The organism is Arthrobacter sp. 01T425, from assembly GCF_056398725.1.
Genome location: NZ_JBFTPY010000005.1, coordinates 77,964 through 101,817 on the forward strand (window position 1 = coordinate 77,964; position 23,854 = coordinate 101,817).

A 23,854-nucleotide genomic window follows, 5' to 3' on the forward strand; every position below is an offset into this window, starting at 1 on the left:
GTTATCGCATGGCGTGGGTATCCGTGTGAGATTGGCGCCATTCCGGCCGGAATTGCCGTGGTTTATAAATCATGCGTGATATTTTCGGGAGCATGACTCAACCGACTGCTGAACACGTAGGCATCCTGCTCCGCGAGGCGCGCGGCGCCAAGGGCTGGACCCAGGGGCAACTCGCCGCCGAGCTGGGCACCAGCCAGAGCGCCATCGCCCGGATGGAACAGGGCAAGCAGAACCTGAGCCTGAAGATGATCCAGCGCCTGGAGGCGATCGTCGGGCACAGCATTGTCAAGGTGGGCCGGCCCCAGATGACCCACCTGCGCGTCGAGGGCGGCCGCACCCTCGCCGGCGCGGTGGACGTCAACAGCAGCAAGAATGCCGGCGTCGCGCTGTTGTGCGCCAGCCTCATCAACCGCGGCACCACCACGCTGCGCAGGCTTGCCCGGATCGAGGAAGTCAACCGGATCGTGGAGGTGCTGACCAGCATCGGCGTCGAGTGCACCTGGCTCAACGCCAACGACCTCCAGATCCGCCGCCCCGCCGTCCTGGACCTGGCCTCCATGGATGTGGAGGCGGCCCGACGGACCCGCAGCGTCATCATGCTCCTGGGCCCGCTGCTGGACGAGGCCGACACCTACCGGCTGCCCTACGCCGGCGGCTGCGACCTCGGCACCCGCACCGTGCAGCCGCACATGCAGGCACTGCGCCAGTTCGGCCTTAGCGTGGAGGCGAAGTCCGGGTTCTACGCGGTGCAGGCGCCGCCGTCGGACGGTCACGACCGCTCCTTCGTGCTCAGCGAACGCGGCGACACCGTCACCGAGAATGCCATCATGGCCGCAGCCCACCGCCGTGGCACCACCATCATCCGCAATGCCAGCCCGAACTACATGGTGCAGGACCTGTGCTTCTACCTGCAGATGCTCGGCGTGGACATCGCCGGGGTTGGCACCACCACGCTGAAGATCACCGGCCGCCCGTCGATCGACGCCGACATCGAATACTTCCCGTCCGAGGACCCCATCGAGGCGATGAGCCTCATCACCGCCGGCATCGTGACGAACTCGGAAGTCACCATCCGCCGCGTCCCGATCGAGTTCATGGAAATCGAACTCGCCACGCTCGAGCAGATGGGCCAGCGGCTCGAGGTTTCCGGGGAGTACTTTGCCCGCAACGGCCGCACCCGCCTGGTGGACGTCACCACCAAGCCTTCGGAGCTGCGGGCGCCGGAGGACAAGATCCACCCCATGCCCTTCCCCGGGCTGAACATCGACAACCTGCCCTTCTTCGCGGTGATCGCCGCCAACGCCCACGGCCAGACAATGATCCATGACTGGGTCTACGAGAACCGGGCCATCTACCTGACCGAGCTCAACAAGCTCGGCGCCCAGGTCCAGCTGCTCGATCCGCACCGCATTTACGTCAACGGGCCCAGCAAGTGGCGAGCGGCCGAGGTGGGCTGCCCGCCTGCCCTCCGCCCCGCCGCCTGCCTGCTGCTGGCCATGCTGGCGGCCCGTGGCGTCTCGGAGCTGCGGAACATCTATGTCATTGAACGCGGCTATGAGGACCTGGCTGAGCGGCTGAACACCATCGGGGCGAAGATCGAGTATTTCCAGGACTGAGCCCCGCGTTGGTGTGGGGCGTTTCGGCGGATCCTGACGCACAATAGATTCATGCGCACCTTCGGCGTGGAGGAAGAACTGCTGATAGTGGACCCCGAATCGGGGATGCTGCTTGCCCTCGCTGACCTCATGCTGCCGAGTCTGGTGCCGCCGCAACAGGAAGCCGCCAGGGTTCTCCCGGCACAGAAACCGGTCCACGAAGGCGCCGACTTCAGCTACGAGCTCAAGCTCGAACAGATCGAGACCCAGACGCATCCGTGCCTGGAATACACGGAACTGCTCCGGCAGCTCAGGCGTGGCCGGTCCCTTGCGGACCAGGCCGCCCGGGCGCACGGCGGCCGGGTCGCGGCCCTGGCCACGTCGCCCCAAGGCTCAGCCACCCACCTGACGCCGAATCCGCGCTATATGACCATGCAGCAGCGCTTCGGGCTCACCGTCCGGAACCAGCTGACCTGCGGCCTCCACGTCCACACCTTTGTGGAGTCTCCGGAGGAGGGCGTGGCGGTAATGGACCGGATCCGCGACAAGCTGGCCGTGCTGATAGCACTCAGCGCGAATTCCCCCTACTGGAACGGGGCCGAGACCGGATTCGAAAGCTACCGCACCCAGGCCTGGAACCGCTGGCCGGGCTCGGGTCCCACGATGATCTTCGGCAGCCTGCCCGTCTACCGCCGCGTGGTCACCCGGCTGGTCGAAAGCGGCGTCCTGATGGATGAGGGGATGGTCTATTTCGACGCGCGGCTGGCCCGGCAGCATCCCACCGTGGAGATCCGGGTCGCGGATGTCTGCCTGCGGGCCGAGGATGCTGCCCTGATTGCCGTACTGGTGCGCGCCCTCGTGGAGTCGGCCGCGCGGGAATGGGACGACGGCGTCGATCCCGCCCCGGTGCCCACGCTGCTGCTGCGGATGGCCGCGTGGCAGGCCAGCAATTGCGGACTGCGCGGGGAGCTCCTGGACTTCGGAACCTTCACCCCGGCCCCGGCCGCGGACGTGGTCAGGGCGCTCGTGGACTTCGTGGCCCCGGTGCTTGAGGAACAGGGCGAGCTGGAACTGGCGCGCGAGGGCGTCGAGCGGATTCTGGCAGAGGGCACCGGTTCGCAGCTGCAGCGCGGCCCGTTCCGGGCCGGCGGCCTGCCCGCCGTCGTCGAGCGGGCCATCGAACTGACCACCGAGGGGCCCGTCGCCGAGGGGCCGGCAGACAATCGTTCGGCCCTGGGCCGGTTGCGCCCGGCCTGACCGGGAGCCCGCAACACTTGCGGGTGCGGGATGCCCTAGACCTGCTTGAGCGCCTGGCCGAGGTCGCGGATCAGGTCCTCGACGTCCTCCAGGCCCACCGAGAGCCGGACCACGCCGTCGCTGAGCCCGATCGCCGCGCGGCCTTCCGGGCCCATCGCGCGGTGCGTGGTGGTGGCCGGGTGCGTGATGAGCGTTTTGGCATCGCCCAGGTTGTTGGAGATGTCGATGATCCGCAGCGCGTCCAGGAGTGCGAACGCGGCCTGCTTCGCCGTGCGCCCGGGGGAGGGCTGCAGTTCCAGGGTGAGCACGGTCCCGCCGGCCTTCATCTGCTGCACTGCGAGCGGGTACTGCGGGTGGGACGGCAGCAGCGGGTACTTTACCCAGCCGACCGCAGGCTGTCCCTCGAGCCATTCGGCCAGCCGCAGCGCGGAGGCCGAGGAATGGTTGACGCGCAGGGCCATGGTCTCCAGGCCCTTGGTGAGCACCCAGGCGTTGAACGCCGAAAGGGCCGGACCGGTGTGCCGCATGAGCTGCTTGACGGGCCCGTCGATGAATTCCTTGGTGCCCAGGATGGCCCCGCCCAGGACGCGGCCCTGGCCGTCGATGTGCTTGGTGCCGGAGTAGACCACCACGTCCGCGCCGAGGTCGCCGCAGCGCTGGAGCAGCGGGGTGGCGAAGACGTTGTCAACCACCACCGTGGCGCCGGCCGCGTGCGCCAGTTTGCTCACGGCGGCGATGTCCACGATTTCCTGCATCGGGTTCGACGGCGACTCGAAGAACACCGCCGTGGTCGGCTCGGACAGCGCGGATTTCCACTGCTCCAGGTCCGGGCCGTCCACGAAGACCGTCTCGACACCCCAGCGCGGCAGGATTTCGTTGAGGATCACGAAGCACGAGCCGAACAGCGAGCGGGCCGCGACCACCCGGTCGCCGGCCGCCAACAGCGCGCCCAGGGCGGTGAAGACGGCGGACATGCCGGACGCCGTCGCGAAACACGCCTCCGTTCCCTCGAGCAGCCGGAGCCGCTCCTGGAAGGTGGCGACGGAGGGGTTGCCGTAGCGGGAGTAGACGAAGCGCTCGTCCTCACCGGTGAAGGCGCGCTCGGCGGCAGCTGCGGACTCGTAGACGAATCCTGAGTTGAGGAAGATCGGCTCGGTGGTTTCCTGGAAGCCGGTGCGGTCAAGGCCGCCACGGACGGCCTGGGTGTCGGCCGCCCAGCCGGCGGCGTCGGGATTGAAAGTCACTTAGATCTTTCCGAGGTTGGTGGGCAGGCCGCGGTTCTTCCAGCCATTGACGGTGCGTTCGCCAAAGCGGTCGGTCTCGCCTTCGAAGCCCTCAAGGACGTTGTACGAGGTGTAGCCGGCGGCCGTCGCGGCCGTCGCGGCCGCGATCGACCGGGCACCGGAACGGCAAAGGAACACCAGTTCGACGGCGGTGTCCTCCGGCGCCTGCTGCCTTAGCTGTTCCACGAAGTGCGGGTTCGGCGTGCCGCCGGCGAGGTTCCACTGGATGAAGAGCGGATCGTTGCGGCTCTCGCCCGCGGCCGCGGTGTCCGGGATGCCGATGTGGGCCCATTCGCCCTCGGTCCGGACATCCACCAGGATGGCTCCGGCCTCCAGCTTGGCCCACGCCTCCTGCGGGCTGAGGTCTCCGGCGTAGCTCATGCGTGGCCCGCGAAGGCCCCGTCGGCGCCAAATTCGTCGGCGTCGAGCTCATCAACCGCATTGGCCACGGCGGCGTCCGCACTGGCAATCGCGGCCGGCAGGACCAGCGCCTGCGCCACGATCACGGTGCTTCCGTTGAAGCTGGCGGCGGGGCTTCCATGCAGCACGTAGCCCTCGGCCAGGGCGGCTGACACCCGCTCGCAAAAGGCGCGGTCATCCGCCCCGGTGAACAGGCGGTAGGCCAGCCTCTCCTCGCCCCCGGGTGCGGTACCGGGTGCTGTGCCGGGTGCGGCTGTTGTGGGTATTGACGTGTCGGTCACGACGGATCTCCTCTTTCACGCTTGCAGCTCGAATTCTCGATTGCCGAGTATTCACCTGAGGCACCCCGCCGCGAAAGGGAGGGTTGCCGACCGGCCAGTCAGGGCTTGGCACCGGTTCTCATTACTCCCCAAAAACGTAACACCTGCGACGCCGGCCCGCACCGCCGCCGTCGTCATGTTCCGTAACCGGACCGCGGCCCGGGCGAGTAGTGGCGGGCTCCAGTTTCGGGTACAGCCCACTCGTGTCTGCCGGGACGTTTCGCCGTTTACTGGGGGGATTAGGTCCGACGAGTCGGCCGGAGCTGCAGGTGATTCGAGCAATGTGTGAATCAAGCAGTCCCGGAATCGACTCGTCTGTCCATCAACAAGCTGTCTGGGAATCGGTGGCTGGAACGGTCGGAGCCGCAGCCGCGGTCCGGCCGGTGACGGCGGAATGGAGCAATCGTGGGCCCGCGCATACTCGTTACCGGGATTACAAGCGCCGCCGGACGGGCCGTCGCGGCCCAGCTCGAAGCCCGGGGCCTCCCGTACCTCGGCTCCGACGCCCGTGCCGACACCCGCCAGGCCGGGGAGGCTCCCGCCGCCGCGGTCAGGCTCCTGCCGGCGACGAACCCGGACATGGTCCTGGACCTGCGCCGGGTGGTGGACCGCGAAGCCATCAACGTCATCATTCCGACCCTCACCGTGGAACTCCCGGTCCTGGCCGCGGCCCGCGCCGGATTCGCCCAGGACGTGCGGATCATCGTGGCCGACCCCGCCGCGGTGGCCCTCGCCAACGACCACCTATTCACCACCTGGGCGCTGCAAGCCGCCGGCATCCCGGTGCCCCGGTTCGCGGTTCCGGGCGACCTCGCCGCCGCGCCGGCTTCCCTCGCCGGCCTCAGCGGCCCCGTGGTGGTCAAGCCGCGGGTCTTCAAAGGCTCCCATGGGATCCACCTGCTGGCCGGAACCGACTCCGTTAGCTGGAAGAACATGCCGGCGGGGCAACTGGTCCAGGAATTTATCCCGGGCGCCGACTATGTGTGCCTGGTGTTCGGCACCCCGGCACGCAACGCGATGGCGCCGGTGGCGGTGGTCCTCGAGAAGACCAGGACTCCGTATGGACGCGCCGGCAGCGACGAGGTCAGCCGCAGGGTGCCGGCGAACCAGGCCGGGGATGTGCGCAAGCTGGGCCTGGCCGCCGTCCGCACGCTCGGGCTGACCGGGCCGGTCCAGGTCCAGATCCGCCGCCGCACCGACGGAACGCCCGTGGTGCTGGGTGTCTGCGCGACCCTGGGGGAGAACAGCACCTGGGCCCCGGAAATGCTCGACGCCGTGCTCGCAACGTTCATGCTCCCGGCGTTCAACCCGGCCTCGTTCCGCCTGTGCCCGGCAGTGCCCGCGGACGCCCTGGGGTGAGCGCAACACCAACGCGGGGTCACTTACGGCCCATCCGGGGACATGGGATGGGCCGTAAGTGACCCCGCGTTGCTATTCGATGGTCGCGAAGAGGGCGTTGAGTTCGGCCGTGAGCTGGCGCCGCAGTTCCGGGGTGCCGATTTCCTGCCCGTCGATGTGGTTCACCGGGGCCAGGAGCCGGATGCTGGAGATCAGCCAGACCGCGTCGGCGTCCAGCAGGTCCTTCGGCTCCAGCGGGCCGTAACCCAGCTCCCAGCCGGCGGCCTTGGCGGCGGTGAACAGGGCGCCCTGTGACGTGCCGGGCAGGATGCCGCTGTCCAGCTGGGGCGTGATGAGCCGCCGGATGGTGCGGACGCCGCCGGCGCCGTCGTCCGAGGTTTCCAGGTGGGCCAGCAAAACGGTCGACGTCGGACCTTCCAGCACCCTGCCGTCCGCGGACGTGAAGATGACGTCGTCGGCGCCCTGCCGGTGGGCGTAGCGCAGCGCCGCCATGTTCACGGCGTAGGAAAGGGTCTTGGCGCCGAGCAGGAGCCACGGGGCGCGCTCGCCGACTTCACTGTCGTAGCCGCGGTCGAGCAGGATGACGTCGATCCCGGTCTCGCGCTGCCGCCGTCCCGCGGCCGCCGGGGCGGAGGCCTGGACCCAGCACGTGGGGGCAGCCGCGCCCTCCGGCCCGCGGGTGACAATCAGCTTCACCACCACCTCGTCCTGCTCCGCGCCGCCCGTTGCAGCCGCGGCGGGTTCCTGCCCCCGGAACTCGCGGATGGCGGTTTCCACCGCCCGCCGCCATGCGTCCTCGGCGGGGATGTCCAGCTCCAGAAGCCGGGCAGAGCCCGCCAGCCGGGTCAGGTGCGCCTGGATCTTGCGGGGCCGGCCGCCGACGGCCAGGAGGGATTCGAAAACACCGTCGCCGCGGGTGGCGCCCAGGTCCGTGGCCATCAGCTGCGGCTGCGACGCGTCGGCAACGCGGCCGCCGTCGAACGCCGGGTCGAGGAAGACCAGAACGGTCGCGGGTGCGGGAACAGGGGCAGGAGTGGTCATGGCTAAAGCTTAGTCTCGGTGGTCCCGGGATAGGATTTGGTCACTGCCCGTTCGGAACTGTTCCGCGTGGCTTGTACGTTGAGGGGTTCGCCTGTGTTTTGGCCATTTCCGCTGGCGGAGACTTTACCGTCCTGGGCGATTCTGATTTTGACCGTGATCGACTTCGCCATCCGAGTGCTGGCACTGGGCATCATCCCCGGAAACCGGCGGCCCACCACCGCGATGGCGTGGCTGCTGGGCATCTTCATCGTGCCGACCATCGGCCTGCTCCTGTTCCTGCTGTTCGGCAACTTCCGGCTCTCCCGCAAGCGCCGCGCGCAGCAGGACGCGGTCAATACCCGAGTGCGCGCCGGGACCTCGGAACTGGCGATGCTGGAAAGCCGCTACGCCGGACCCGAATGGGTGGCTTCCGCCGCGGAACTGAACAAGACGCTGGGCTCGCTGCCGATGGTGGACGGCAACCAAGTGGAGCTGCTGCCCGGCTACCCCGACTCCATCAAGGCGATGGCCGAGGCGGTCCGCGGCGCAAAGTCCTTCGTCAACGCCGAGTTCTACATCATGAGCTCGGACCACGTCACGGACGATCTGCTGACTGCGCTGGAAGAGGCCGCCGAGCGCGGCGTCGAGGTCCGTGTCCTGTTCGATCACCTTGGCACGCTTCGCATCAAGGGCTATCGCAAGCTGATCGCCCGGCTCAAGGCCAGCAAGATCCGCTGGCGGCCCATGCTGCCGCTCAACCCGCTGCAGGGGCAGTGGCGCCGACCGGACCTGCGCAACCACCGCAAGATCATGGTGATCGACGGCGAGATCGCCTTCACCGGATCGCAGAACCTGATCGAGCCCTCCTACAACAACCCCAAGCACCGCAAGATCGGCCGCGAATGGGTCGAGCTGATGGCCTGCCTGCGTGGACCGATCGTCACCACGCTCAACGTCGTCTTCGCCACGGACTGGCTCAGCGAGACCGACGAATCCATTGAGGAACAGCTCGCGCACCGGCCCGAACTGCACGCCGGCAACATCACCGCCCAGGTGGTGCCCAGCGGCCCCGGCTTCATCACCGAAAACAATCTGCGGCTCTTCAACACGCTGATTTACTCGGCTCAGCGCAAGATCTCGATCTGCAGCCCGTACTTCGTCCCTGATGACTCGCTGCTGTATGCGGTGACGACGGCGGCGCAGCGCGGCGTCGACGTCGAACTCTTCGTCTCGGAAAAAGGCGACCAGTTCCTGGTCCACCACGCCCAGCAGTCCTACTATGAGGCGCTGCTTGAAGCCGGGGTGCGGATCTACCTCTACAAGGCCCCCTTCGTGCTGCACGCCAAGCACTTCACGATCGACGACGACGTTGCCGTGCTGGGTTCCAGCAACATGGACATGCGCTCCTTCTCGCTGAACCTGGAGGTCTCGGTGATGCTCCTGGGGGAGGACATCGTGCGGCGGATCAGCGCCGTGGAGGACACCTACCGGGGCATTTCGCGCGAACTTACGCTCGAGGACTGGATGAAACGTCCGATGGGCGTCAAATACGTGGACAACGTCGCGCGGCTGACGGCCACCCTGCAGTAGCCGCGGCCGGCGGGACAGCCGACTCAGCCCGTGGGAAACCCGGCGCCGAGCGTCGAGAGGACGCCGAACGCTTTGGTCCGGATTTCGTCGTACTCCTCCTGCGGGGTCGAGTCGGCGGTGACAGCGCCGCCGACGCCGAGACTCAGTTCCGCGGCACCCTCGCCGAGGGCGCTGACCACGAGGGTCCGGATTGCCACGGCGAGGTCGGCGGCCCCGTTCAGGGAGAAGTAGCCGATCGCCCCGGAGTACACGCCGCGCGGCGCGGCCTCCAGCCGGTCCAGGATGGCCATGGTGCTGACCTTCGGGGCGCCGGTCATCGAACCCGCGGGGAAACAGGCCGCAACCGCCTCGGCCCGCGGCATCCCGGGCCGCAGCCGGGCATCGATGGTGCTCACCATCTGGTGCACGGTGGCGTAGCTCTCGATCGCACACAGCCGGCTGACGGCCACCGAACCCGGGACGGCGAAATGGCTCAAGTCGTTGCGCAACAGGTCCACGATCATGATGTTTTCCGCCCGGTCCTTGGCCGAAGACTCCAGCTCCTGGCGCAGGGCGGCATCCGTGCCTGGATCTGTGTCCCGGCGGCGCGTGCCCTTGATCGGCTCGGCCCGCATCCTGCCGTCCGCGGCAATCTGCAGGAACCGCTCCGGCGACGTGCTCGCAACGGCGAGCCCGCCGAACCGCAGGAAGCTGGCGAACGGGGCCGGGTTCCGGCGCCGCAGGTCCAGGTAGGCCGGCCACGGATCCACGCCGTGAGGCCCCGCGGGCGAGGCGGCCGTGAGCACCGTGGTCAGGCAGACCTCGTAGGTGTTTCCTTCCGCGATCTCACGCTGGGCCTCGGTGACCTTCGCCTTGTAGCCGGCTTCCGTGTCCCGGGCGGCGAAGCGCGGGGCGGTGGTTTGCGGGGCGCTGACACGCTGGGCCGGGGAGGCATGAGCGGCCGCTTGCGCCGACGCGGCCGCGGTGACGGCCGTGCGTGCCGTCTGAAGCCAGTCCCCGGCGTCGGGTGCGTCCAGGGTCAGCAGCCAGGCAGTGCCCTCGGCATGGTCAAGGACCACGGCACGGCCGGCGAAGATCAGGCAGGCGTCCGGGGTGGCGGCGGTGACGTCGTTCCCGCCGGTTTCGCGCTTGAGCTCGTAGCCGAGGTACCCGAGCCAGCCCAGGGTGAACTCGCACGGGTAGGCTTCGGGTGCGCGGAGCGCGCGGCGGCCCCACACGCCGTCGAGCCAGCGGAAGAACGGGCCATCGGTGGTCACGGTGGCCTGGCCCGTGCTGACGCGGGTCCGTCCGGAACTGTGCCGGACGGCCTGGCCGAAGCGGCCGCCGTCGTCGGCCAAAATGCTGAAGCGGCTCCGCTCCGCGGCCCCCGGGGCCAGTCCTGCCGGGTCCAGGGAGGAATCGAGCCATACGGCGTTGGGTGAACCGCCAAAGAGCGCCGCAAACAGCTGCCCGGCCTCGGGCCGGGCCTGGATCCGTTCTGCCAGCAACTGCAGCCCGCGCCGGGCGGCGAGTTCGGGCAGCAGGGCAGGGGCGACGGCGGGAAGGTACTGAAGGGCCTGCAGGACGTCGTCCGGGGCGGTGCCGTCCGCCAGGTTGAGCACGTGCAGATCCGCGCGGGCCGGGACGTCATCGGCCGCCAGCCACTCCGCTTCCTGCGCAGCCCACTGGTCCCAAAACGGTTCGTAGGTGTCGCCGTCCCGGGCCAGCGCCCGGGCCCGGCGGTCCGCGTCGGAGGAGTCCGCCCAGATCACGGCGTCCAGCAGGGGCACTGCGGCCGCCGCGGCGGCACCGACGCCCTCCACCAGGACGATTTCGGCCGGGCGTGTGGTGCGGGCCTCGCCGTCGTAGTGCCGTGCCCAGTCCCAGCTGACCCATTCCGCGTTCTCCCCGCGCCGCAAGGGCGAAAGCACGGTGGTGACGTAGCGCTCGATCCCCGCCGCCAGCCCGTTCCAGCCGGGATAGATGTCCTCGAGGTGGAAGAGCGAGACCTTGTGGTGTTCCCTCAGCCGCGCCGCCAGTTCGATGGCCAGGGTGGTCTTGCCGGAGCCGGAGCGCCCGTCGATTGCGATGATGACGGGTGCGGGGCTCATGAAATAGAGCGTACCGGCTGCTGTGCAGTGGCTTGATCACTGCCGTGATGTTGCCCGTCCTGCCGCCCAAGCTCGGTGCGTACGTGCTGCACAATCCCCGGAAGGGAGGCCCGGATGAGGTTCCAGGTGGTGTCGAAGTCGGTGTGGCCGCCGTACCACGGGTCCTCGATGCCCTGCTCCAGCGGGTCCTTGTCCGCCACGGCGGGGTCGAAGCTGCGGAGCATGCGGATCTTTGCCAGCGAGACCCGGTCCGGTGCTGCCTGCCGGAGCCAGCCGTAGTGGTCGACGTCGAGGGCCAGGATCAGATCCCGGCTCGCGAACCATTCGGGCCGCCATTCGCGCGCCACGTGGCGGTCCGAAGCGATGTTCTGCGCCGTGAGTTTGCGCGCTGCCCGGGGATCGATGGGCCGGCCGGCCTCATACGCGGTGGTGCCGGCGGAATCGACCACGGCCCCCGTGAGGCGCTCGGCCCGGAATGCCTCCGCCAGCATAAGTTCCGCCATCGGGGACCGGCAGATGTTTCCGGTGCAGACCGCGATGATCCGGTACTGGCTCGACATTGAGGTCATAGCTAAGCATGAACGATCCCGGGCCTCTTGGCTAGCTGGCCCCCGCGAAGTATTACAAAAAATGTCAACTGACTTTTAGTTTTTGTCATGCCCGGGCCCGGGTGCGGCCGGCTCCAGCCCGAGGTGCCGGACCAGCGCGTCGAGGACCGGCAGCTGGCCCTTGACCAGCCTGGACCGGGCTGCGGGCTCGGCGGTCCATTCCGCGCGGTCGATCTCGGGGAAGCTGCCGATCGTGCCGGATCCCCTCGGCCACTCCAGCTCGAAGGTGTTGCTCACGATGCGTTCGGGCCGGAAGTCCGCTTCCGCCGTGAAGACCGTGATGATCTTGCCGGAGGGCTGGCGGAAGTCGCCAAGCCGGTGGTAGTCGGCGGCGGGTGCCGGTGTGCCGATTTCCTCCGCGAACTCGCGGTGCGCCGCCGCCAGGGGGTCCTCGTCGGCGAGGTATTCCCCCTTGGGGATGGACCAGCCGCGGGAGTCCTTGCGGGCCCAGAACGGTCCGCCCATGTGGGCTATCCAGAGCTCAAGCTGCGGTGTGCTGCCGGATGGCGGCGCCCCGCCGGGCGGTGATGCACCCCTTAGCCGGTACAGCAGAAGGCCGGCGCTGCGAACGGTCATGGCTCCCTCCTGCCCCAAGGGTATTCCCCCAGTGCTTGAGCGGCCGCGATCAGGCCGCCGGCCCCCACAGCGCCTTGCGGAGCAACCCCTTGAGGGTTGCGATCTCCGGGGCGCTGAGGCCGGCCAGGGCGGCGGATTCCGCGTCCCGCGCCGCGGCCTCGGCCCGCCGGAAGAGGGCTTCCCCCTCCGGGGTCGAGGAAACAATCTTGGCGCGCCGGTCCAGCTTCCCGGGCGCCCGGATCACCAGCCCGCGCTTCTCCAGCTCGTCGATCAGGGCGACAATCTGGCTCGGGTCCAGGCTGAGGAACTCGGCCATCTCCCGCTGCGTTGGTTCCAGCCCGCTGTTGGCCAGGGCCAGCACCGAATAGGAACGCTCCTTGAGATCGAACACGGCCAGGGCGCGGTTGTTCAGGACCGACCCGCCGGCATGCAGCTTGGCCAGCAGGAAACCCGCGTCCAGGCTGATGGTTGCCGCCGTGAGCTTCTCCGCAGGCTCGGTGCCCGGCCCGTCGTCAACTTCGGTCGCCATGCCCAACTCCAATAGTCCAAAAAATAAATCGTTGACTTTTTCAACTATCCATATTTTCATGGATACAGAACAGCATCCCACGCCGCGGGGCCGGATGCACAAGGCAGCTAGCAAAGGAGCGGCAATGAGCCTGTCAGGAAAAGTAGCAATCGTCACCGGAAGCGGACGGGGCCTCGGCCTGGCCTACGCCCGGGAACTGGCCCGCCAGGGCGCCGCCGTCGTCGTCAACGATGTGGACGCCGAGGTCGCCGCCGACGCTGTCCGGACGATTCAGTCCGACGGCGGCCGCGCAGCCGCCGTCGTCGCCCCGGTGGGCAGCTCCGACGCCGCAAAGAAGCTCGTGCAGGCGGCCGTCACGGAGTTCGGCCGGCTGGACATCCTGGTCACCAACGCCGGCATCCTGCGGGACAAGAGCCTGCTGAAGATGACGGACGAGGACTTCGACGCCGTGATCAACGTCCACCTGCGCGGCACCTTCACCTGCGCCCGGGAGGCCTTCGGCTACTTCAAGGAGCACGGCATTCCCGGCCGCATCATCACCATCGGCTCCCCGACGGGCCAGCGCGGCAACTTCGGCCAGACCAACTACGCCGCCGCGAAGGCCGGAATCGTGGGCATGGTGCGCACCTGGGCGCTGGAAATGAAGAAAGCCGGCGTCACCGCCAACGCCGTCATTCCCGTGGCCGCCACCGCCATGACCAAGACCGTCCCGTACTTCCAGAAGGCCGTCGAGGCCGACGAGCGCGGCGAGGCGATGCCGGCCTTCTTCCGCCACGACCTCGGGTTTGGCACGGCCGGCGACGTCGCCGGGCTGGTGGCCTTCCTGGCCTCCGACGCTGCCGCCGGCGTCACCGGCCAGGCAATCGGAGCGGGCGGTGACCGGCTGCAACTCTGGACCCACCCCGAGGCAGCCGCCACCGAATACCGCGAGGGCGGCCGGGGCTACCAGGATCTCGTGGACAACTTCGGCGCACTCTTCGGGGACAAGCTGCAAAGCGTCGGCGAGGACTTCCTGCCCCTGCCGGCGGAACTGCAGCCCGAACCGGCGGAGGTCCGCTGACATGGCTGCCCAGCGCTACGAACCCGGCATCGACGCCGCCTCACTCGATGCGATCGACATGCACGTCCACCTCGAAGTGGACGGCCACGGCCACGAGTCCCTTCCGGCAGCCCTGACCGAGGCCTCCGCCAGGTACTTCAAGGCCGAGGACCGCAGCCCTTCGCTGGACCGGATCGCCGAGGTCTACCGCGAACTGAACATGGCCGCCGTCGTCTTCACCGTCGACGCCCGGACCCAGCTCAAGCACGAGCCCAACAGCATCCCGGACCTCATTGCCGGGGCGGCGCGGAACAACGACGTCCTGATCCCCTTCGGGAGCGTGGACCCCCGCACCGGCGCCGAGGCGATCCAGGGCGCCAAGCACCAGGCAATCGACCTCGGCGCCCGCGGGTTCAAGTTCCACCCGAGCCTGCAGGGCTTCGACCCCTCCAACGAGCAGTTCTACCCGCTCTGGGAAACCCTGCAGGAACTGCGCCTGCCGGCCATCTTCCACACGGGACAGAACGGCATGGGGGCCGGGCTCCCGGGCGGGTACGGCATCAAACTGGCCTACTCCAACCCGCTCCTGCTCGACGCCGTGGCCGCGGACTTCCCGGAGCTGCAAATCATCATGGCCCACCCCTCGGTGCCGTGGCAGGACGAGGCCAACTCGATCGCCACGCACAAGGCCAACGTGTTCATCGACCTCTCCGGCTGGTCCCCGAAGTACTTCCCGGAGTCCCTGGTCCGGATGGCCAACTCGGTCCTGCAGGACAAGGTCCTGTTCGGCACCGACTTCCCGCTCATCACCCCGCAGAAATGGCTGGGCGCCTTCGCGGACCTGCCGCTGAAGGACGAGGTCCGGCCCAAGATCCTCAAGCACAACGCCGTCCGCCTGCTCGGGCTCGGTGGCTGAGGTGTCCGTGGAAACCGCGCCCCAGACAACAGCCCAGGAGCGCCTCTACGGCGTCTGCGACTACTACGACGCCGAATCCCTCCTCGCCGACGGGGAGCGGAAAGTGCTGGGGCGGCTGCGGGAGTTCCTGGACACCCAGGCCCGGCCGCTCCTGGCCGACTACTGGGAGCGCGGCGAGTTCCCGGACCAGCTCGCGCGGCCGCTGATCGATCTGGACCTCATGGAACCGGCGGAACTGACCGGCGCCCCGGGTGCGGGTCAGACGCCGGCCCGGGGCATCTACCAGGGCTTCCGGATCTTCGAACTCGCCCGCACGGACGCCTCGCTGGCCACCTGGTACACGGCCCAGGCCGGGCTGTTCCGGACCGCCATCCGGGTCGGGGCCTCCGCGGAACAGCAGGCCGAATGGATGCCCAGGGTCATCGACTTCTCGCTCAAGGGCGTCTTCTCGCTGACGGAGCCGGAATCCGGCTCCGACATCGCCGGCGGACTCGCGACGACGGCACGCAGGGAAAAGGGGCGTGAGGCCGGCCCGGACGGCGACACCTGGGTCCTGGACGGCGCCAAGCGCTGGATCGGCGGCGCGGCAACGGCCGACGTCCTGGCCGTCTTCGCCCGCGACGTCGCCGACGGCCAGGTCAAGGCTTTCCTCGTGGACCGCGAGGCGGCCGGCGTGACCCTGGAGAAGATCCACGGCAAGACCGCGCTGCGGATGATGCAGAACGCCCACATCACCCTCGACGGCGTCCGCGTCCCCGAGGCCAGGCGGCTCCACAACGTGAACTCGTTCCGGGACGTGGCGGCGATGCTGCGGGCCATGCGCTCGGACGTCGCGTGGATCGCCGCCGGCATCGCGGCAGGAGCTTTCGAAGCCGCGCTGCGCTACGTCTCCGGGCGCCGGCAGTTCGGCCGCCCGCTCGCGTCCTTCCAGCTCGTCCAGGAAAAGCTCGCCCGGATGCTCGGCAACGTCACCTCGGCGCTGTCCCTGGTGGTCCGGCTGACCGAACAGCAGGAGAAGGGCATCTACCGGGACCAGGACTCGGCCCTGGCCAAGATGCAGACCTCCCTGCTGATGCGCGAGACCGTGGCGCTGGCCCGCGAAGTGGTGGGCGGCAACGGCATCACGCTCGCGGCCGACGTCGCACGGTTCCATGCCGATGCCGAGGCCGTCTACTCCTATGAGGGGACCCACGAGATCAATGCCCTGATCGTCGGCCGGGCCCTCACCGGCCACAGCGCCTTCACCCACTGACGCTCTTTACCCGCTGACGGTGTTCCGCCGTCGTCGCGTCCCGCCCCCTCGTTCAACTTATCCAAACCATCACAGGAGCAAAAGATGCCCAACCTCGTCGTCGACTTCGACAAACTCCTCACCCTCGCCGGCACCGACCTCGGCGTCACCGACTACCGCGAAATCACCCAGGAACAGATCAACAAGTTCGCCGACGCCACGGGCGACGACCAGTGGATCCATGTGGACCCGGAACGCGCCAAGGACGGCCCGTTCGGCGCCCCGATCGCCCACGGCTTCCTCACCCTCTCGCTCATCATCCCGTTCTGGGGCGAGCTGTTCGACGTCGACGGCGTCACCACCAAGGTCAACTACGGCCTCGATAAGGTCCGCTTCACCTCTCCCGTCAAGGTGGGTTCGCGCATCCGCATGCGGGCCACCATCGCGGAAGTCACCGAGGTCAAGGGCGGCGCCCAGATCAAGGTCGCCAACACGATCGAGATCGAAGGCCAGGAACGCCCGGCCGTCGTGGCCGAGTTCCTCGCCCGCTTCTACAAGTAAACCGCCACACCCCTTCACCATCCCCTCTGCCATAAGGAACAACGATGTCCCAAATTTCGCAGTTGCAGGCCATGGACGCGGGTACGCGTCGCCGTGAAGCACGGACCGTCATTGCCTCCAGCTATCTCGGCAGCACCATCGAGTACTACGACTTCCTGCTCTATGCCACGGCCGCCGCGGTGGTCTTTCCCAAGGTGTTCTTCTCCGGCGCGGACGAATGGGTGGGGGTGGTGGCCGCGTACGGGACGTTCGCCGCCGGCTACGTGGCACGGCCCCTCGGCGGCATCATCTTCGGCCACTTCGGCGACCGGCTGGGACGCAAGAACATGCTGATTGTCTCGATGCTGGTCATGGGCATCGCCTCCACCCTGATAGGGCTGGTGCCCGGCGCCGCGGTGGCCGGAGCCTGGGGTGCCGTGATGCTCGTGATCCTCCGGGTCTGCCAGGGCATTGCCGTCGGCGGGGAGTGGGGCGGCGCCGCCCTCATGGCGCTTGAACACTCGGAATCGGGCAAACGCGGCTTCGCGGCCTCGTTCGTCAACGCCGGCGCCCCCACCGGCGCGGTGCTGGGCACCCTGGTGATGGGCGCGTTCGCGGCCCTGCCCAACGAGCAGTTCCTGGCCTGGGGCTGGCGCGTGCCGTTCCTGCTGTCCTTCGTCCTGCTCGGCATCGGCATGTTCGTCCGGCTCAAGGTCTCCGAAAGCCCCATCTTCAAGGCGGCAATGGAACAAGAGAAAGCCGAACGGGAACAGGCCGAACGGGACAACACCCAGCGGACGGTGCCGGGCAGCGCGCCGGTGCGCCGCGAGATTCCCCTCCTGCAGGTCCTGCGACGGCCCAAGACCCTGATCTTCACCATGCTGGCCGGCGCGGCCGGGTTTGCGCTCCAGGTGGTGCTGGCCACGTTCTCCGTGACCTACGCCGTGTCCAAGGGTGCGGACCGGCAGGGCGTTCTCTACGCCTTCGCGGCCGCCTCCTTCGTGTCCATCGCCTTCGTGATCATGGGCGGCCGGCTCTCCGACAAGCTGGGACGGCGGCCCGTCATGATCGGCGGCCTGGTGCTCTTCATCCTTTACCTCACGCCGATGTTCCAGCTCCTGTCCTCCAACAACATCGGGCTGATCTTCGTGGCCTTCGCCGTTGGCCTCATGATCCATTCCACCCTGTTCGGCCCGCTCGCGGCGTTCGTGTCCGAGCAGTTCGGAACCACATCGCGCTACACCGGCGCCTCGCTGGGCTACCAGCTCGCCACGCTCCTCGGCGCGGGATTCACGCCGGGCATCGTGGCGCAGATCTTCAAGGATTCCGGACAGGACACCGCCGCCGTGGTCTGGTACCTGGCCATCATGTCCGTCGTGTCGATCGTCTTCATCCTGCTGACGCGAGAGCCCAAGAACAACGATCTGCAGACTGTCCGGTCCTAACCAGGCCCGCTGGCGCTACCGTCTAACTAGAAAGGATTTTCCGTGGAGAATTTTGGCATCGGCTCGTGGCTGCAACGGCGCCGCCCGAAGTCGGGCACCAAGACCGCAATCATCGCCGGGGAACGCAGTCTCAGCTACAGCGAGCTCGCGGATCGTTCCACCCGGCTCGCCAACGCCCTTCGGGACCGCGGCGTAGTAAAAGGCGACAGGGTGGCCTACCTGGGCGAAAACGATCCCTCCTTCCTGGAGACCCTCTTCGCCGCCGGCCTGGCCGGGGCGGTCTTCGTCCCGCTGAACACCCGGCTCGCCCCGCCCGAGATCCAGTTCCAGCTCCGGGACAGCGGCGCTGTCGTGCTGGTCCACTCGGAGGCGCTCGCGGTGCTCGCGGAACGCGGCTCGGCGGAGACCGCCGTGGGTTCGCGGATCGTCGTCGACGAGTCAACAGTGCCAGCCGAAACGCTGCCCGATTCAACGCTGCCCGATTCAACGCTGCCCGACGGCGGCGCTGGCCGGGGAACCGCCGTGGAGGCGTATGAGGCCGTCATCGCGTCCGGTGCGGCGCTGGCGCCGGACGAGCCCGTGGGCCTGGACGACGCCGCCATGATCCTCTACACCTCCGGAACCACCGGAAACCCCAAAGGCGCGCTCCTGACCCACGGCAACATCACGTGGAACTGCATCAACGTGCTGGTCGATTTCGACTTTGCCTCCACCGACGTGGCTCTCATGATCTCCCCGATGTTCCACGTCGCCTCCCTGGACATGGGCGTCCTGCCCACGCTCCTCAAAGGTGGCACCGTGATATTGGAGGCCAAGTTCGATCCCCGCCGGACGCTCGAGCTGATCCAGCAGCACCGCGCAACGACTATCAGCGGGGTGCCCACGACCTACCAGATGCTGTGCGAGCACCCGGACTGGGACGCCACGGACCTCAGTTCGCTGAACAAACTGACCTGCGGCGGATCCGCGGTGCCGATGCGGGTCCTGGAAGCCTACGAGCGGAGGGGGCTGCGCTTCTCCAACGGCTACGGCATGACCGAGACGGCACCGGGCGCCACTACGCTGCCGGCGGCGAGGTCCCGGGACAAGGCCGGGTCCTCCGGACTGCCGCATTTCTTCACCGATGTCCGGGTGGCCGATCCCGTCGACCCGGCGTCCGGGCCCGCTGCGCCCGGAATGGTGGGGGAGATCCAGATCAAGGGTCCCAACGTCATCCACCAGTACTGGAACCGGCCCGAGGCCTCGTCGGACTCCTACACAGGGGACGGCTGGTTCAAGTCCGGCGACATGGGCTACAAGGACCCGGACGGTTTCGTGTTCATCTCCGACCGGCTCAAGGACATGATCATCTCCGGCGGGGAGAACATCTATCCCGCCGAGGTGGAGCAGGCGATCGCCGAGCTCGACGCCGTCGGAAGCGTCGCGGTGATCGGGGTGCCGGACGAGAAATGGGGCGAGGTGCCGCGGGCCGTGGTGCTGTTGCGGGAGGGCGCCCGGCTCACGGAAGAACAGCTGCGCTCCCACCTGGAGGGCCGGCTGGCGAGGTACAAGATCCCCAAATCCGTCGTCTTCGTGGACGAGATGCCCCGGACAGCGAGCGGCAAGAGCCGGAAAGCGGACCTTCGGAAGCTGGCGCCCGGCCACGTCTGACGGTGGCCCCCGGTCCCGGACGGTGAGCCGGCCGCCGGTGCCGGGACGCCGGCGGCCGCGGTGCCTAGTGGATTGCGGCCAGCAGGACGCCGACGCCGACGAAGAGCCCGCCGAACGTCCGGTTCAGGACCTTTTGTCCGCGGGCGTCGCGGGTGAAGCGCTGGAAGGACCGGGCCGCAGCCGCGAAGAAGAACCACATGACCGCCACGTCGATCACGATCACAGTAGCGGCCAGGACCACGTACTGAGGCAGCAGCGGCTGCTCCGGCCGGATGAACTGCGGCATGAAGGCCAGGAAGAAGACCACGGCTTTGGGGTTGAGCAGATTGACCCAGAGGCCACGGCGGAACATGGACAGGCCCGGCTCGTTGCGCAGGGCCGCGGCCTTCTCCTGGTCCAGGTCCGGCTTGTGCAGGAACTGCCGGATGCCCAGGTAGACCAGGTAGGCGGCGCCGGCGTAGCGGATCACGTTGAAGGCAACCGGTGAGCTCGCCACGAGCACCCCGACGCCGAGGGCCACGATCAGGATGTGCACAACGAGGGCGGCCTGCTGGCCCAGGATGCCCCAAAGGGACCGGCGGAATCCCGAGTTCAGGGAGTTGCTCATGGTGTTGATGGCGCCCGCGCCGGGAGTGAAGCTGATCAGGACGCCGGCGCCGGCCAGGGCCAGCCAAAGGGAGGGTTGCACCAGGTAAGTTTACGGTCCCGGCCGTGGCGGGTCCGATTGATGACGGGAGTCAGTCGCGGCTGAGGCCGTAGCTGAGAATCATGTTGCCTTTGCTGGTCTGCTGGGACGACTGCAGCTCCAGCCGGGTGAGGGCATCGCCGTCGTTGAACAGCCGCCGCCCGCTGCCGGCGATCACGGGATGGACGATCAGCATCAAGGTGTCGAGCAGCCCGGCGAACAGTAACTGGTGGACCAGCGAAATGCTGCTGAAGATCCCGATTTCACCGCCGTCGCTGTTCTTCAGGGCCGCGACGAAGTCTTCCAGCGGGCCCTCGATCAGGCGTGAATTTTGCCAATCCAGCTCGCCTGTCAGGGTCCTGGACGCGACAAATTTCGGCAGCGGATTGATGAATCCGGCAAAGTCCGCGTCGCTTTCGGCGTTGGGCCAGTATTCTGCCCATTGCTGGTAGCCCACGCGGCCGAGGAGCGCAGTGTCGATCCGGCCCATCATCTCGCCCATCCCGGCACCGAGCTCTTCGTCGAAGCTGTCGAATTGCCACTTGAACGGGTCTTCAACCACGCCGTCCACAGAGCAGAAAAGGCCGGCCGTCAATTTGCGCATGGGTTTCTCCTTGCCGTGGGTCTCCAGTCCAGATATCTAATGCACCCTATCCGCAGACCCGGAAGCAGGGAATGGCTGCCGGCAACTCGACGGCGAACGCCCCGGAGGCCGGCCGTGCCGCCAGCATCGCGGGTCTTGGGCGTGCAAGGAGCGCGCCCAAGACCCGCTAAGGGTTAGCCGTTGGACGTGTAGCCATCCGTGGCGGTGTCCCCGGGGCCGCCATGGCCGCCGCCGGGGCCGCCCTGGCCTTCCTGGGTTGCGGTCACCGTGAAGTTCGCATCCAGCAGGACAGTGGCGCGCGTGCCGTCCGCCTTCGTGATGTGGGCTTCGTAGGTGGCGCCGTCGGCGTCAGTCTCCATCCGCTCGATCGCCGCATCCGGCTGGGCGGCCTTTACCGCCGCTTCGACCTTCGTGGCGGTGTCGCCGGTGAGGACCTCCTCCGTCTTTCCGTTGGCCTGGTGCGGGCCGCGCTGGCCCCCGATGCCGTAGCCGTCGGTGGCCTGGGTCGAGGACGAGCTGCCGGTGGAATCGGCAGCCATCGCGGGGATGGCCGATGCGCCGATGGCGCCGCCGCCGATCACCGCAGCGAGCATGATGCCCGCGGTGGTCTTGTTGATCTTTGCCATGGTGAAACTCCTTTGCTGGGGCCCGGGCTTCCGGGCCGGCCGAGGATTCGGCCTGTACCCAGCCTCAGGCGCGGAGTTATGGCTGCACTTTCGGCGGCCTGTGCCGGTGCTGTGACCACGGCCGCCGCTCACGCCCGGGCGATGACCTCGCCGTTGGGAATCAGGAACCAGCCGTCGTCGGTGGAGCCCCACCGGTGCCAGCCCGCGGAAATCCGGGCCAGGTCCGCCTCGCTGGCCAGGCCGTACTCGAGCGCCTGGTCGGCAAAGGACGAATGCAGCACCCGCTCGCCCCACACCCGGGCCTGCCAGCGCCGCTCATGCCCAGTGGCGTAGAGCCAGTTGCTGCTGGACGGCGCCACATCCGTGAAGCCGGCGGCCTGCGCCCAGGACACGAGCCGGCGGCCGGCGTCGGGCTCGGCGCCATTGCGGCGGGCGATCCGCTGGTAGAGCTCCATCCAGTCGTCGAGTTCGGGGATGGCCGGGTACCAGCTCATGCCGTGGAAGTCGGCGTCGCGCACCGCCACTATCCCGCCTGCCTTGGCCGCCCGCCGCATCTCCCGCAGCGCCGCGACGGGGTCCGTGAGGTGCTGGAGGACCTGATGGGCGTGGACGACGTCGAAGGATTCGTCCGGGAAATCGAGGTCGTAGATGTTGCCGGCGGCAAAGCCGACATTGTCCACGCCGCGCTCGACGGCGAGGGCCGCGGCCTGGGCGATGATGTCGGGGGAGCGGTCCAAGCCTGTGACCCTGCCCGGCGCCACCAGCTCCGCGAAGTCGCAGGTGATGCTGCCAGGCCCACAGCCGACGTCGAGGACGGAGGTCCCGGGCATCAGATGCGGGAGCACGAACGCTGCCGAGTTTTCCGCCGTGCGGGAGGCATGGGCACGGACCACCGACTCGTGGTGGCCGTGCGTGTACACATCGTCAGGCTGCTGCGCACTCATAATGGAACGCTACCCTCCCTCGCCCGGAAAAGGGTGGACCTCCAACTGCGGGTCAGCAAGCGCGCGCCGCAGGCAGTTTTTTGCGGGTGGCCGTCAGTTTTGCCGCTTCCGGCGCCGGCGATTCTACGGATGAATGGAGGAGTGAAGATCAGCAACAGCAACAGCAACAGCAACAGCAACAGCAACAGCAACAGCAAAAGCGGCAGCGGCGCCGGCAACGGACTGGGCCTGTTCCGGGCCACCGGAATCTATGTCGGCGCGATCCTGGGCTCGGGTGTCCTGGTGCTTCCCGCCATCGCAGCCAAGGAGGCAGGCCCGGCGTCGCTCCTGGCCTGGGCTGTCCTGCTGGTGTTCTGCATTCCCGTTGCCTTCAGCTTCGCCGAAATGAGCCGCCAGCAGCCCGACGCCGGAGGGATCGCCCACTTCGTCAAGCGTGCCTTTGGTCGCCGCGCCTCGGTGGTGGCCGGGTACCTCTTCTACTTTTCGATCCCCTTCGGTGCCCCGGCAACGGCCGTGATCGGCGGCAACTACATCGCCCACGCCGTCGGCGGCGGCCGGGACACCGCAGTCCTCGCGGCGGCGGTGATCCTGCTGGCCGCCTTCGCGAGCAACGCCGTCGGCATCAGGGTTTCCAGCCGCATGCAACTGGTGCTCATGGTGCTGCTGGTGGCACTGCTCGCGCTCGCCGTCGTCCTCGCGGTACCGCACGCCAAAGCGGAAAATTTCCAGCCCTTCGCCCCGCACGGCTACTGGGCGGTCGGCGGTGCCGCGAGCCTGCTGTTCTTCTGCTTCGCCGGCTGGGAAGCCGTCTCGCACCTGGCCGGTGAGTTCCGGAACCCCGGGCGCGATCTCCGGCGGGCCACGTGGCTCACGCTGATTGTGGTGGGCGCGGTCTACATTGGCGTTGTCGCCGCCTCGGTGGCCGTCCTCGGCCCGGAACTGCCCGCTACGGCGGTGCCCGTCGCGGCGTTGCTGGAGAAAGGGCTGGGTTCATTGGCGGCCCCGCTCACCGCGGTTGCGGCGGCGGTTTTGACGTTCGGCCCCATCAACACCTTCGTGGCCGGGGCCAGCCGGCTCGGGGCCGCCCTGGCATCCGACGGCGTGCTGCCGCCCGCCCTTGCACGCGGTGCCGGGCGGGGGCAGGTACCCGCCGGAAGCCTGGCAACTCTGGCCGTCCTGACGTTGCTGTCCTTCGCTGCCGCCGTCGCCGGACTCACCGACATGCAGTTCCAGATCGGCGCCGCCTCGGCGTGTTTCACGGCCGTCACCGCGTTTGGGCTGGCGGCCGGCATCCGGCTGCTGCAGCCGCGGACCGTTGCCTGGTACGGCGTGATCGTGGCGGCCGGGGTCATGGTGGCCGTCCTGATCTTCAGCGGCTGGGCGCTGGGGGTTCCGCTGGCACTGGCAGCGGCCGCCGTCGGCGTCGGCAGGCGTTTTGGCGGGACCCAAGAACAGGAAACGGCGCCTTCTGCACTGGCGGAGGCGCTCCCCGGTGGCCGGCCGGAAACCGCCGCCCATCCGTGACGC

Annotated in this window: 23 protein-coding genes and 1 riboswitch; of the genes, 11 read left to right on the top strand and 12 right to left on the bottom strand. The window is 68.3% G+C overall.

What is annotated here, in order from left to right; translation table 11 throughout:
• Positions 1 to 92 precede the first annotated feature (92 nt).
• Positions 93 to 1,616 (top strand): UDP-N-acetylglucosamine 1-carboxyvinyltransferase, encoded by a 1,524-nt coding sequence (locus AC1DNG_RS08040; RefSeq protein ID WP_028275394.1) that lies wholly within the window; start codon positions 93 to 95, stop codon positions 1,614 to 1,616.
• 51 nt (positions 1,617 to 1,667) lie between these two features.
• Positions 1,668 to 2,852, top strand: coding sequence for a glutamate--cysteine ligase 2 (locus AC1DNG_RS08045; protein ID WP_476857325.1), 1,185 nt, complete (start codon positions 1,668 to 1,670; stop codon positions 2,850 to 2,852).
• 35 nt (positions 2,853 to 2,887) lie between these two features.
• Here the strand turns inward: AC1DNG_RS08045 and AC1DNG_RS08050 are convergent, their stop codons facing one another.
• The 3 genes from AC1DNG_RS08050 to AC1DNG_RS08060 are packed head-to-tail and all read right to left on the bottom strand — an operon-like array spanning position 2,888 to position 4,821.
• Positions 2,888 to 4,096 (bottom strand): O-succinylhomoserine sulfhydrylase, encoded by a 1,209-nt coding sequence (locus AC1DNG_RS08050; RefSeq protein WP_230008211.1) that lies wholly within the window; start codon positions 4,094 to 4,096, stop codon positions 2,888 to 2,890.
• Positions 4,097 to 4,516: a rhodanese-like domain-containing protein gene (locus AC1DNG_RS08055; protein WP_476850764.1), complete on the bottom strand. Its 420-nt coding sequence runs from the start codon at positions 4,514 to 4,516 to the stop codon at positions 4,097 to 4,099.
• The gene (locus tag AC1DNG_RS08060) at positions 4,513 to 4,821 is read right to left on the bottom strand and encodes a DUF1737 domain-containing protein (RefSeq protein ID WP_230008543.1); all 309 of its coding nucleotides are present in this window, start codon (positions 4,819 to 4,821) and stop codon (positions 4,513 to 4,515) included. The genes AC1DNG_RS08055 and AC1DNG_RS08060 overlap by 4 nt, the downstream gene beginning before the upstream one ends.
• Positions 4,822 to 4,848: 27 nt before the next feature.
• Positions 4,849 to 4,962: riboswitch (SAM riboswitch) on the bottom strand.
• A 318-nt stretch (positions 4,963 to 5,280) separates the two neighbouring features.
• Here AC1DNG_RS08060 and AC1DNG_RS08065 point away from each other — a divergent pair.
• Positions 5,281 to 6,234, top strand: a complete 954-nt coding sequence (locus tag AC1DNG_RS08065) for an ATP-grasp domain-containing protein (protein WP_230008542.1) — start codon at positions 5,281 to 5,283, stop codon at positions 6,232 to 6,234.
• Positions 6,235 to 6,306: 72 nt separating this feature from the next.
• Here AC1DNG_RS08065 and AC1DNG_RS08070 read toward each other — a convergent pair whose 3' ends face one another.
• On the bottom strand, positions 6,307 to 7,275 hold the full coding sequence (locus AC1DNG_RS08070; RefSeq protein ID WP_476850762.1) for an aminodeoxychorismate lyase: 969 nt from the start codon (positions 7,273 to 7,275) through the stop codon (positions 6,307 to 6,309).
• Positions 7,276 to 7,368: 93 nt separating this feature from the next.
• Between AC1DNG_RS08070 and cls the strand changes: the two genes are divergently transcribed.
• Positions 7,369 to 8,844 (top strand): cardiolipin synthase, encoded by a 1,476-nt coding sequence (gene cls, locus AC1DNG_RS08075; RefSeq protein ID WP_374706716.1) that lies wholly within the window; start codon positions 7,369 to 7,371, stop codon positions 8,842 to 8,844.
• Between the two features lie 23 nt (positions 8,845 to 8,867).
• Here cls and pabB read toward each other — a convergent pair whose 3' ends face one another.
• The 4 genes from pabB to AC1DNG_RS08095 form a co-directional block, all read right to left on the bottom strand.
• Positions 8,868 to 10,934, bottom strand: a complete 2,067-nt coding sequence (pabB, locus tag AC1DNG_RS08080) for an aminodeoxychorismate synthase component I (protein WP_476887092.1) — start codon at positions 10,932 to 10,934, stop codon at positions 8,868 to 8,870.
• The gene (locus tag AC1DNG_RS08085) at positions 10,931 to 11,503 is read right to left on the bottom strand and encodes a low molecular weight protein-tyrosine-phosphatase (RefSeq protein ID WP_230008328.1); all 573 of its coding nucleotides are present in this window, start codon (positions 11,501 to 11,503) and stop codon (positions 10,931 to 10,933) included. Before AC1DNG_RS08085 ends, pabB begins: the two co-directional genes overlap by 4 nt.
• Positions 11,504 to 11,578: 75 nt before the next feature.
• Entirely contained in the window at positions 11,579 to 12,118 is a 540-nt protein-coding gene (locus AC1DNG_RS08090; RefSeq protein WP_476887093.1) for an NUDIX hydrolase, read from the bottom strand.
• A 49-nt stretch (positions 12,119 to 12,167) separates the two neighbouring features.
• Positions 12,168 to 12,647, bottom strand: a complete 480-nt coding sequence (locus AC1DNG_RS08095; RefSeq protein ID WP_476887094.1) for a MarR family winged helix-turn-helix transcriptional regulator — start codon at positions 12,645 to 12,647, stop codon at positions 12,168 to 12,170.
• A gap of 124 nt (positions 12,648 to 12,771) precedes the next feature.
• Here AC1DNG_RS08095 and AC1DNG_RS08100 point away from each other — a divergent pair, with 124 nt between their 5' ends.
• From AC1DNG_RS08100 to AC1DNG_RS08125, 6 genes are all read left to right on the top strand, one after another.
• The gene (locus AC1DNG_RS08100; protein ID WP_476887095.1) at positions 12,772 to 13,707 is read left to right on the top strand and encodes an SDR family NAD(P)-dependent oxidoreductase; all 936 of its coding nucleotides are present in this window, start codon (positions 12,772 to 12,774) and stop codon (positions 13,705 to 13,707) included.
• A gap of 1 nt (position 13,708) precedes the next feature.
• Positions 13,709 to 14,602 (top strand): amidohydrolase family protein, encoded by an 894-nt coding sequence (locus AC1DNG_RS08105; protein WP_476887096.1) that lies wholly within the window; start codon positions 13,709 to 13,711, stop codon positions 14,600 to 14,602.
• Positions 14,603 to 14,609: 7 nt separating this feature from the next.
• Positions 14,610 to 15,854 (top strand): acyl-CoA dehydrogenase family protein, encoded by a 1,245-nt coding sequence (locus AC1DNG_RS08110; RefSeq protein ID WP_476871732.1) that lies wholly within the window; start codon positions 14,610 to 14,612, stop codon positions 15,852 to 15,854.
• An 84-nt stretch (positions 15,855 to 15,938) separates the two neighbouring features.
• On the top strand, positions 15,939 to 16,394 hold the full coding sequence (locus tag AC1DNG_RS08115; protein ID WP_018774069.1) for a MaoC family dehydratase: 456 nt from the start codon (positions 15,939 to 15,941) through the stop codon (positions 16,392 to 16,394).
• A gap of 44 nt (positions 16,395 to 16,438) precedes the next feature.
• Positions 16,439 to 17,818 (top strand): MFS transporter, encoded by a 1,380-nt coding sequence (locus AC1DNG_RS08120; RefSeq protein WP_476887097.1) that lies wholly within the window; start codon positions 16,439 to 16,441, stop codon positions 17,816 to 17,818.
• 42 nt (positions 17,819 to 17,860) lie between these two features.
• Positions 17,861 to 19,468 (top strand): acyl-CoA synthetase, encoded by a 1,608-nt coding sequence (locus tag AC1DNG_RS08125; protein WP_476887098.1) that lies wholly within the window; start codon positions 17,861 to 17,863, stop codon positions 19,466 to 19,468.
• 64 nt (positions 19,469 to 19,532) lie between these two features.
• Here AC1DNG_RS08125 and AC1DNG_RS08130 read toward each other — a convergent pair whose 3' ends face one another.
• From AC1DNG_RS08130 to AC1DNG_RS08145, 4 genes are all read right to left on the bottom strand, one after another.
• The gene (locus tag AC1DNG_RS08130; protein ID WP_230008202.1) at positions 19,533 to 20,156 is read right to left on the bottom strand and encodes a LysE family transporter; all 624 of its coding nucleotides are present in this window, start codon (positions 20,154 to 20,156) and stop codon (positions 19,533 to 19,535) included.
• Between the two features lie 49 nt (positions 20,157 to 20,205).
• Complete coding sequence (locus AC1DNG_RS08135; protein WP_476857339.1) at positions 20,206 to 20,757, bottom strand: dihydrofolate reductase family protein; 552 nt, start codon at positions 20,755 to 20,757, stop codon at positions 20,206 to 20,208.
• A 173-nt stretch (positions 20,758 to 20,930) separates the two neighbouring features.
• Entirely contained in the window at positions 20,931 to 21,383 is a 453-nt protein-coding gene (locus AC1DNG_RS08140) for a hypothetical protein (RefSeq protein ID WP_476857340.1), read from the bottom strand.
• Positions 21,384 to 21,511: 128 nt separating this feature from the next.
• The gene (locus tag AC1DNG_RS08145) at positions 21,512 to 22,327 is read right to left on the bottom strand and encodes a methyltransferase domain-containing protein (protein WP_243180592.1); all 816 of its coding nucleotides are present in this window, start codon (positions 22,325 to 22,327) and stop codon (positions 21,512 to 21,514) included.
• Between the two features lie 141 nt (positions 22,328 to 22,468).
• Here AC1DNG_RS08145 and AC1DNG_RS08150 point away from each other — a divergent pair, with 141 nt between their 5' ends.
• Complete coding sequence (locus tag AC1DNG_RS08150; RefSeq protein WP_476887099.1) at positions 22,469 to 23,851, top strand: APC family permease; 1,383 nt, start codon at positions 22,469 to 22,471, stop codon at positions 23,849 to 23,851.
• Positions 23,852 to 23,854: the final 3 nt, after the last annotated feature.